Origin of the sequence: Gluconacetobacter sp. (genome assembly GCF_047721585.1) — a bacterium.
GTDB lineage: Bacteria > Pseudomonadota > Alphaproteobacteria > Acetobacterales > Acetobacteraceae > Gluconacetobacter > Gluconacetobacter dulcium.
This window is the reverse complement of record NZ_JBDNXE010000136.1, coordinates 1-9590: the sequence shown is the minus strand read 5'-3', so window position 1 is coordinate 9590 and position 9590 is coordinate 1. Positions and strand designations below refer to the sequence as shown.

At 65.0% G+C, this 9590-nt stretch carries 7 protein-coding genes; 3 read left to right on the top strand and 4 right to left on the bottom strand.

Annotated elements, in window-relative coordinates; translation table 11 throughout:
- Window positions 1–1002: 1002 nt before the first annotated feature.
- The 4 genes from rfbB to ABF821_RS17765 form a co-directional block, all read right to left on the bottom strand.
- On the bottom strand, window positions 1003–2058 hold the full coding sequence (gene rfbB, locus ABF821_RS17780; RefSeq protein WP_415531025.1) for a dTDP-glucose 4,6-dehydratase: 1056 nt from the start codon (window positions 2056–2058) through the stop codon (window positions 1003–1005).
- 185 nt (window positions 2059–2243) lie between these two features.
- Window positions 2244–3440: an MFS transporter gene (locus ABF821_RS17775; RefSeq protein WP_415531024.1), complete on the bottom strand. Its 1197-nt coding sequence runs from the start codon at window positions 3438–3440 to the stop codon at window positions 2244–2246.
- Between the two features lie 148 nt (window positions 3441–3588).
- A complete protein-coding gene (locus ABF821_RS17770) occupies window positions 3589–3909 on the bottom strand; it encodes a DMT family transporter (protein WP_182974925.1) in 321 nt (106 codons plus the stop codon).
- Window positions 3910–4012: 103 nt separating this feature from the next.
- A complete protein-coding gene (locus ABF821_RS17765) occupies window positions 4013–4918 on the bottom strand; it encodes a LysR substrate-binding domain-containing protein (RefSeq protein ID WP_415531023.1) in 906 nt (301 codons plus the stop codon).
- A gap of 172 nt (window positions 4919–5090) precedes the next feature.
- Here ABF821_RS17765 and ABF821_RS17760 point away from each other — a divergent pair, with 172 nt between their 5' ends.
- From ABF821_RS17760 to ABF821_RS17750, 3 genes are all read left to right on the top strand, one after another.
- Window positions 5091–6473 (top strand): VOC family protein, encoded by a 1383-nt coding sequence (locus ABF821_RS17760; RefSeq protein WP_415531022.1) that lies wholly within the window; start codon window positions 5091–5093, stop codon window positions 6471–6473.
- A gap of 42 nt (window positions 6474–6515) precedes the next feature.
- Entirely contained in the window at window positions 6516–7811 is a 1296-nt protein-coding gene (locus ABF821_RS17755) for an NAD(P)/FAD-dependent oxidoreductase (RefSeq protein ID WP_415531021.1), read from the top strand.
- Between the two features lie 138 nt (window positions 7812–7949).
- Window positions 7950–9470 carry an aldehyde dehydrogenase family protein gene (locus tag ABF821_RS17750; protein ID WP_415531020.1) on the top strand — a complete coding sequence of 507 codons (1521 nt, stop codon included), beginning with the start codon at window positions 7950–7952 and terminating at the stop codon, window positions 9468–9470.
- Window positions 9471–9590 lie beyond the last annotated feature (120 nt).

Sequence of the window (9590 nt, the reverse complement as noted above, 5' to 3'; positions counted from 1 at the left end):
GGGCCGGGGTGAGCCCGATCAGCAGGGTGGCGAGAGCGGGGATGACGAATGGTTTCGCGGTTGCCATGGTGCCTTTCCGCAGTCCTGTATCACTTTGGATCTGTACGCGGACTCTATACGGGCTGCGTCGAAACCAGAAATGAAAGCCTGCCGGCTGCCCGGTCGCCCGCCCTGTCGCGTGGCGGCCTGCACGGATTCGGAAGGACTCTGGCGGGGATCAGCCCCGGAGAGGAGTCAAGCATGAATCGTTATGAAGCTGTGAATTGTTTCGGCGGATGGGTCCATGAGAAAGTGCCCAGGAATCATGGATATTTGGTCATGCCTCTCTTGACTGGCTGAGAAGGGCGGAAAACCAGCATTTTTTCGGTGCTGGTCCATAGCGGGTGTGGTGTGATTATCCACAGAATCCGGGGGTACCCTTCTGGATAACTCTGTGGATTGCTTGGCCGGAAACAGGCCTGAACGCGACGAATCCCGCCTTTCTTGGTTTGTTCCGGCTGGGCGGGGCGTGCTGTGTGCTCCGGGGGACGAAAAAGGGGGCCGTGCAGTGGTGGCTCCTGACTCGGCTCTCTGGTCGGCTGTGAATGATTTGCCCATGGGGGCAGTCATAAAACTGACATGGAATCAAGAGGCTTTTCAGGGAGCGGATGCAATCATGCTGGGAGTGGCGGAAAACAGCCATTTCCCAAGTTCAGGCGCGTTCCGGGGAGGCCAGGATTATCCACAGAATCCGGGGATACCCCTCTGGATAACTCTGTGGGTGGATGCCGCTGGGGCTTGAATCCGACCGACCTTGCTCTGTTCTTCCCGGTTTGTTCCCGCGTCGGTGCAAAAAAAAGCCGGACCCGAAGGCCCGGCCGAGGGGGTTTGCACAGCGGGTTGCTCTTATCCGATTGTCGGAAGCGATGATGATGAAATAATTATTACGTCGTGATAAATCCGGAGGCGTCGTCTGCGCGCGTTGTCCCGCCAGAGTGGCTCCTGGCCGTTACGGGCGGGCTCTCAGGCGGCGGCTTCGGTGGTGTGGGTGCTGCCCTGCCCGGCCTGGAGCGCGGTCCACCATGCGCGGTGTTCCAGATACCATTGCACCGTGCGGCGCAGGCCGGTTTCGAAATCGTGGCGGGGACGCCAGCCGAGCGCGGCTTCGGCGTGCGACGGGTCGATTGCGGAGCGGCAATCATGTGCCGGCTGATTGGCGACGGAGCGGATCAGCCGTGCGTGGGGACCCGCCGGATCGGGGCGCAGTTCGTCCATGAGCGTGCAGATGGCGCGGGCGACCTGGAGGGTGGTGCGCGGTTGGCGGGCACCGATGGCGTAGGTCTCGCCCGGTTGGCCACGTTCCATCGCCAGGACCAGGGCTTCGGCGTGGTCGTCGACGAACAGCCAGTCACGCAGGGTGTTGTCGTCGCCATAAACGGGCAGGGGGCGACCGGCGATGGCGTTGAGCGTCATCAGCGGGATCAGCTTTTCGGGGAAATGCCAGAAGCCGTAATTGTGGGTGCTGGTGGTGACGAAAGTCGGTAGCCCGTATGTGTGCTGCCAGGCGCGCACCAGATGGTCCGAGGCCGCCTTGGACGCCGAATACGGACTGCGCGGAGCGTAGGGGGTGGCTTGGGTGAAAGGGGGCGCGCCGGGTCGCTGGGGGCCGAACACCGCGTCGGTCGAGACGTGGTGGAAACGGAACAGCATGCGGTCGGCCATATCGAGGTCGTTCCAATAGTCCCGCGCCGCTTCCAGCAGGGTGAAGGTGCCCAGCACGTTGGTCGCCACGCAGGCGCCGGGAGCGTCGATCGTGGGGTCTGTCTGGTCTTCGGCGGCCAGATGCAGCACCGCTTCCGGCTGATGGGCGGCGAAAACTGCCCGCATCGCCGCGCCGTCGGTGATGTCGGCCTGAATGTGCCGGTAGCGCGGGTTCGATGCCGCATCGGCCGTCGAGGCCCGCGTGGCGGCATGGGTCATGGCGTCGATATTGACCACCGTGTGGCCGGTCGTCCCGATCACATGCCGCACCACCGCCGATCCGATGAAGCCGCATCCGCCCGTTATCATGATGCGCATGGGTTGACGCCTTTCCGGTGCTGATCCCCGTAAGGGCCTGCCCGTCAATGCGCGCGGTGGGCGACCTTATGGCTGCTCCCGCTTGTCTGCCCACATTTCCAGAAAGGCCCAGAGCGGTTTGTGCGGGCGGCAAGGTTAAGAAAGGCTTTAAATATCGCCGCTGGCGCCCGTTTCCGGTCTGGCTTTCAATCGTCGTGTTCGGTGGGAGAAAGGCTGTGTGGAAAGGCGGCGGGATTGAAAAAGCCCAGCAGGATGCCGCCCAGTGCCACGGCGATGGCCAATGGGGTGAGGACGCCGAAGCCGGCATGGGTCAGCACCTGTCCGCCTGCCGCGGAACCCAGCAGGATGCCGACGTTGCTGGCGGAATTGATCGCGGCCCCGGCCACGTCGGGACGGGTGGCGCGGGCGCGGATCGCCCCGGACATGACGAAGGGGATGATGGCCGAGTAGCCGACGCACCATAGCCCCACGGCACCCACCGCCGCCCAGCCGGACAGGATGTGCCCATACATCAGCCCCATGCCGATGAGCATGGCCAGGCCGCCGGCCAGCAGGCCCGCGCCGGGGTTGCGGTCGACGAACTGCCCGGCGCCCCACAGGCCGAGGATGCTGACGGTGCCCGTCAGCAGCAGGGCGAGGCTCAGGGTGCCCGCCGTCAGCCCGTGGTCGAGCAGCAGGGGCGTGACATAGGTGTAGAGCAGGTTGTGCGCGAAGAAGAACACCGCATCGACCGCCACCACGATCAGGAAGATCCGCATGACCCGGCGGGAGGCCACGCCGGGCAGGCTGCTGCGGACATTGGGGGGAGACGAGACCGGTGGCAGGAAAAAGGCGATGCAGAGGGTGAGCATGACGGCCAGCGCGGTCATGACGAACATGGCGACCCGCCAACTTGCCAGATGCCCGATTGCCGCCGCGCCCGGTACGCCCAGGATGGCACCCAGCGAGGTGCCCCCATAGACGAAGGAAATGGCGCGTCCGGTCATGTTCTGGGGCACCAGGCGCGCCGCATAGGCGGAGGTGATCGACATCAGCAGCGCATGCGCCAGCCCGCCGATCAGCCGGCCGGCGCACAGGAGCAGGAAGGTGGGGGCCATCGCCACGACCAGATTGGACAGCACGTAGCCCGACAGCGAGATGAGCATCAGCCGCTTGCGGTCGATATGCGCCGTCATGATCGTGAGCGGGACCGCGCCGAGGGCCACCATCAGGGCAAAGGCGCTGACGGCCAGCCCGGCATGGCCCTCCGGAATGTGGAACGTCCGCGCCATCTCGATCAGGATGCCGACGGGGGCGACCTCGCTGGTCAGTGCCGTGAAGGTACAGGCAAACAATGCCCAGAGACCGATGACGGCGCTGGTCGGCAGGGTTTTGAAAAGCATGGGGACCTGTCGCGAATACCGAAATTGCCGGACGGACGCCGATTGTTCGAAAACCCTTCTGGCATTCCCCGCCGCAGAACGGAATAGACAGTTTTCGAGAGGCTGGAACCTCGCCGGCGCCTGTGGGCTGGAGGCGGGCGACGCTCCCTTATCCGCCGCTGGACAGTTTCATCAGCACCAGGCCGCTCGTGATCAGGAGGGCGGCCAGGATGCGCGGAGGGCTGGCGGCATCGCCGAGAAACAGGATGCCGACCAGAAAGGCTCCGATCGCCCCGATGCCTGTCCAGACCGTATAGGCGGTCCCGAGCGGCAGATGTTTCATGGAGAGTGAAAGCAGGGCGAAGCTCGCGATCATCCCGACAATGGTTATCGCGGAGGGGATGGCGCGCGTGAACCCCTGGGATTCCTTCATCGCGAAGGCCCAGACGACTTCCAGCAATCCAGCGATGGTCAGCATCAGCCACGACATGGCGGTCTCCATTCAGAGCCGCCGGGCCGTCCCGGACCTGAAAACCCTCAAGAGGGGCGAGGACGTGGCCTCATGATTGAGGTAGGGCATGATGGAAGCAGGATCAAGCTGTCGGCCCATGTGGCATGGCCGTTTTCAGCAGCCAGGCGCGGAAGGTCTGGAACGGACCATAGCTGCCATGGTTTGCGGGGTAGGCCAGGTAATAGGCGCCTTCGCTGGGGAGGGTCCGGCCCGGCAGTTCGACCAGGTGGCCGCTCTCCAGCAGGTCCGCTGCCAGAAAACGCGGCAGCAGGGCAACGCCGGCCCCGGCAGCCGCAGCCTGCGCGATGAAGGTGAACTGGTCGCACAGCATGCCGTGGACCTTCAGTGCTTCCACGCCCTGGGCTGCGAACCATCGCTCCCACGCATCGGGGCGGGAGACCAGGTGCAGCAGTGGGGCATCCAGAAGGTCGGAAGGCGTGCGGAAGGCGTGGCGGGCCAGCAGGGTGGGGCTGCATGTGGCGACGACCTGTTCGGACATCAGGAAATCCATTTCCGCACCCGTCCATTCGGCCGCGCCGAAATGGATGGCGGCATGGAGCGTGTCTCCCGAAAAATCGAAGGGTAGCGGGCGGGATATGAGATTGATCGTGATGTCGGGGTGTGCGCGCATGAAATCCGGCAGGCGGGGGGCCAGCCATTGGGCGCCGAAGGTGGGCAGCACACCCAGATTGATGGCACCGCCGGTCGGGTTGGCGCGAAAGCCCAGCGTGGCGGTGGCGATATGACGCAGGGCCTCGCGGATTTCGCGGGCATAGGCCTCGCCCGCCAGTGTGAGGCGCACTGTCTGCCGGTCGCGCACGAACAGGTCGGCGCCGAGTTGTTGCTCGAGTGCGCGGATATGGCGGCTGATCGCGCTCTGCGTCAGGTGGAGTTCCCGCGCCGCGGCGGTGAAGCTTTCCAGGCGGGCGGCGGCCTCGAAGGAATGCAGCAGCAGGGTGGGGGGCAGGAAACGTCGCGCGGTCGCCATGTCAGCCCGTGGGTGCGAAGGGGGAGCCGCCGCGGGATGGGCGGGTCATTCCAGATTCGCATGATGTCAGTTTCCTTTATCGTTTGAAAGGCGGGGCGGCGTCGCGAATGATGTGGAATCAGAATAATAGGCGCGCCGCGCCATTGGTGCCCGACAGGGTGGGGAACGTGTGGTGGAAAAGACCGGAATGATCGGCGCGGACGAGATCCGGACCCGTTTCGCGCGGGCGATGTCGGACATGTATCGCCAGGAAGTGCCGCAATACGGCGCGCTGACGGAACTGGTCGCGCGGGTGAATGCGCGGGTTCTGCAGGATGATCCGGCTTTGAAGGCCCGGCTGGAGGCGACCGGATCGCTGGCGCGGCTGGATGTGGAACGGCATGGCGCGATCCGGCTGGGTACGGCGGCGGAACTGGCCACCATGCGTCGGCTGTTCGCCGTGATGGGCATGGTGCCGGTGGGGTATTACGATCTCTCGGTTGCCGGGATTCCGGTGCATTCCACCGCGTTTCGGCCGGTCGATGACGTGGCGTTGGGCCGTAATCCGTTCCGCGTCTTTACGTCGCTGCTGCGGCTGGATCTGATTGCGGATGTCGAACTGCGGGCGGAGGCCGAGCGCATTCTGGCGGCGCGGCGGATTTTCACGCCCGGCGTGCTGGCGCTGATCGGGCAGTGGGAGGATGAGGGCGGCCTTGCGGACGCGCAGGCGGACCCGTTCGTTCGCGAGGCGTTGGAAACTTTTCGGTGGCATCGCGAGGCGACGGTCAGTGCCGCGACCTATCGCCGCCTGCACGATGCGCATCGGCTGATCGCGGATGTGGTGTGCTTCAAGGGGCCGCATATCAACCATCTGACGCCCCGCACGCTGGATATCGATGCGGCGCAGGCTGAAATGCCGTCTTATGGCATGCGGGCCAAGGATGTGATCGAAGGACCGCCGCGTCGGGCTTGCCCGATCCTGCTGCGGCAGACCAGTTTTGCGGCGCTGGAGGAACCGATCTTGTTCCTCGGTGAGGGCCACGCGGGCGAGGATGGATGCCATACCGCCCGTTTTGGCGAGATCGAGCAGCGCGGTGTGGCCCTGACCCCGAAAGGGCGGGCGCTGTACGATCGCCTGTTGCGCGCCGCGCGGGACGACGGGCCGAAGGATGTGCCGTATGGGGTGCGGCTGGAACGGGCCTTCATGCAGTTTCCCGATACCGAGGACGCGTTGCGCGGCCAGGAACTGGCCTATTTCCGGTACGATCTGGCGGGCGCCGCCACCCTGCCGCCCGGCTTTTCGGCCGACGCGCCGATCGAAGACATGGTGCGTGCGGGCGTGGTTGTGGCGACCCCGATAACCTACGAGGATTTTCTGCCGGTGAGTGCCGCGGGGATTTTCCGCTCCAATCTGGGTGGCGAGAGTGGCGCGGATTATGCGGTTAGCGCCGATCGCGCGGGGTTCGAGACGGCTCTCGGAGCGGAGGTTCTGGATGAATGCGCGCTGTATGCGGGCCTTCAGGACCGATCCATTGCCGATATTCGGGATGCTCTGCGGAGCACGGGGGGTGCGTGAGCGACGGTCGTTGAGGGCATCGGGTAGAGGAAGAGCACGGCGATGAGAAACGATTTGCGTAGTCATGGATTATGGGAACTGTCTGCGCCGTCCGCGCCTGCCACCGTGGCGTTGGCCGGGGATGTGGAGGCCGATGTCGCCATTGTCGGTGCGGGTTATACCGGCCTTTCGGCGGCGCTGCATCTGGCTTCGGCCGGGGTTTCGGTGGTGGTGCTGGAGGCGGAGGAGGTCGGGTTCGGCGGGTCCGGGCGGAATGTCGGGCTGGTCAATGCCGGGCTGTGGGTCATGCCCGAGGATGTGATCGAGGGGTTGGGGCCGGTGCATGGTCCGCGAATTCTTCGTTTGCTGGGGGACGCGCCTTCCGTGGTGTTCGATCTCGTTGCGCGCCATGGCATCGCCTGTGAGGCCGAGCATGTCGGCACGCTGCATTGTGGGGTCGGGCGTGCGGGGCTCGCTAGCCTGAAGGAGCGGGAGCGCCAGTGGCGGCGGCTGGGCGCGCCGGTGCGGCTGCTGGACCCTGGTGAGACGCGGGAGATGGTCGGCAGCGGTGTGTATGAAGGGGCGCTGCTGGATGCACGGGCCGGCACGATCCAGCCGTTGGCTTATGCGCGCGGTCTGGCGGGGGCGGCGTTGGCGGCGGGGGCGCGGGTTCATACTGCCAGCCCGGTTGTCTCTGCCCGGCAGGAGGGTGGTTGGTGGCAGTTGCGAACCGAGGCGGGCAGTGTGCGGGCGCCGAAGGTGATCGTGGCGACCAATGCCTATACGCATGCCGATATTGGTGGATTGTGGCCCGAGATCAGGGCGGAGCTGATTCATCTGCCTTATTTCAACATTGCCACCGTACCGCTGGATGCGGCGCAATTGCGTTCCGTACTGCCGAAGAAGCAGGGGGCTTGGGATACGAAGGAGGTGCTGACGTCCTTCCGGCGTGATCGGGCGGGGCGTCTGGTGATCGGCAGCGTGGGGGCGGCGAGGGGGACGGGGTTGGCTGTGCATCGGCAATGGGCTTCGCGCGCGCTGGCGCGGATCTATCCGCAGCTTGCGGGCGTCGGGTTCGAGAGTGAATGGTTCGGCAGCATCGGCATGACGGTCGATGATCTGCCGCGCCTGCATCTGTTGGCGGAGAATGTCGTATCCATCAGCGGTTATAACGGACGGGGCATTGCGCCGGGCACGGTGTTCGGCCGCGTGCTGGCGGATTTCGCGCGGGGCGTGGTATCTGAGGCGGAATTGCCGTTGCCGGTGACCAGGGCGGTTCCGGCTCGTGCCCGGCGGGCGCGGGAGGCGATGTATGAATATGGCTCGGCCGCCGTGCATCTTGTGACGGCGCGACTGTAGGGGAAGAAAAAACTTTTATCGGTTTGGGAACATCGCGTGTGCCCTGCACAAGATTCCCGAACGAATCAAAAGTTTTTTGGTTCTTTTTTTCAAAAAAGAACAGAGACCAGACGCATGAAGAGAGAAAGCGAAGAGACGATGACAAACCTGATAGCTTCCGAGGTGCACGACCTGCTGGTGGGTCTGGGCGTGCCGGCCGCGCGGTTCACGGGCGGGACGCTGGCCGTGCGCTCGCCGGTGACCGGCGAGGAGATTGCGCGGGTGGTCGAGACGACAGCGGATGACGCGCGCCGTACCATCGGCGCGGCTGCGGAGGCTTTCAAGACCTGGCGCCGGGTGCCTGCGCCGCGTCGTGGCGAACTGGTGCGTCTGCTGGGTGAGGAATTGCGGGCCAGCAAGGTGGCGCTGGGCCGGCTCGTGACGCTGGAAGTGGGCAAGGTCGTGTCCGAGGGGCTCGGCGAGGTCCAGGAAATGATCGATATCTGCGATTTTGCGGTTGGGCTGTCGCGGCAGCTTTATGGCCTGACGATCCAGTCGGAGCGGCCGGATCACCGACTGACGGAGCAGTGGCATCCGGCGGGGGTGGTTGGGGTGATTTCGGCGTTCAATTTTCCTGTGGCGGTGTGGTCGTGGAACGCGGCGCTGGCGTTTGTCTGCGGCGACCCGGTGGTGTGGAAGCCGTCGGAGAAAACGCCGCTGACCGCGTTGGCGGTGCAGGCGCTGTTCGAGCGTGCGGTGGCGCGGTTTGGTGATGACGCGCCGGCCGATCTCGGCACGCTGCTGATCGGCGGCCGGGAGATCGGTGAATTGCTGGTGGAGGATGCGCGGGTGCCGGTGGTTTCGGCGACCGGGTCGACCGGTATGGGGCGCGTTGTCGGCGAGCGGGTGGCGCGGCGCTTCGGCAAGTCGATCCTGGAACTGGGTGGGAACAATGCCTCGATCGTTACGCCGTCGGCCGATCTGGAACTGACGCTGCGCGCCGTGGCGTTTGGTGCGATGGGGACGGCGGGGCAGCGCTGCACCACGTTGCGCCGGCTGATCGTGCATGAAAGCGTCTATGACGCGCTGGTGCCGCGTCTGGCGCAGGTTTATCAGCGCATTTCCGTTGGGAGCCCGATTGAGAGTGACGCGCTGGTGGGGCCGTTGATCGACGGGGCCGCGTTTGAGGCGATGCAGGCCAGCCTGCGTGATGCGGCGGCACATGGTGGCATCGTGCATGGTGGCGAGCGGGTCGATGTGAACGGGGGCGGGTCGTTCTATGCGCGCCCCGCGCTGGTGGAAATGCCGGGGCAGGTTGGGCCGGTGCGTGAGGAAACCTTTGCGCCGATTCTGTATGTTCTGAAATATCGTGACCTGGAGGACGCCATCGCGTTGCAGAACGACGTGCCGCAGGGGCTGTCTTCCTCCATCTTCGGCAATGACCTGCGGGAGATCGAGCAGTTCCTTTCTGGCGCGGGGTCGGATTGCGGGATTGCGAACGTCAATATGGGGCCGTCCGGTGCGGAAATCGGTGGCGCCTTTGGTGGTGAGAAGGAGACCGGTGGTGGCCGGGAATCCGGATCGGATGCCTGGCGGGCCTATATGCGGCGGCAGACGAATGCGATCAATTATGGCCGCACGCTGCCTCTGGCGCAGGGTGTTACGTTCGATATTGGTTGATGGGGTGGGGCGGGGTGAAAGCCCCGACCACTTGTGTGGGGTGACAGCAGGGACGGCAGTTATGCGGGGAAGAACGAACCCGCTACGCGGGATTGGTGTGATGTGCAGGTGTGTCACCAC

Coding starts and splice junctions, on each gene's coding strand:
- rfbB (WP_415531025.1), bottom strand. CDS start 2,058: ATGCGCATCATGATAACGGGCGGATGCGGCTTCATCGGATCGGCGGTG.
- ABF821_RS17775 (WP_415531024.1), bottom strand. CDS start 3,440: ATGCTTTTCAAAACCCTGCCGACCAGCGCCGTCATCGGTCTCTGGGCA.
- ABF821_RS17770 (WP_182974925.1), bottom strand. CDS start 3,909: ATGTCGTGGCTGATGCTGACCATCGCTGGATTGCTGGAAGTCGTCTGG.
- ABF821_RS17765 (WP_415531023.1), bottom strand. CDS start 4,918: ATGGCGACCGCGCGACGTTTCCTGCCCCCCACCCTGCTGCTGCATTCC.
- ABF821_RS17755 (WP_415531021.1), top strand. CDS start 6,516: ATGAGAAACGATTTGCGTAGTCATGGATTATGGGAACTGTCTGCGCCG.
- ABF821_RS17750 (WP_415531020.1), top strand. CDS start 7,950: ATGACAAACCTGATAGCTTCCGAGGTGCACGACCTGCTGGTGGGTCTG.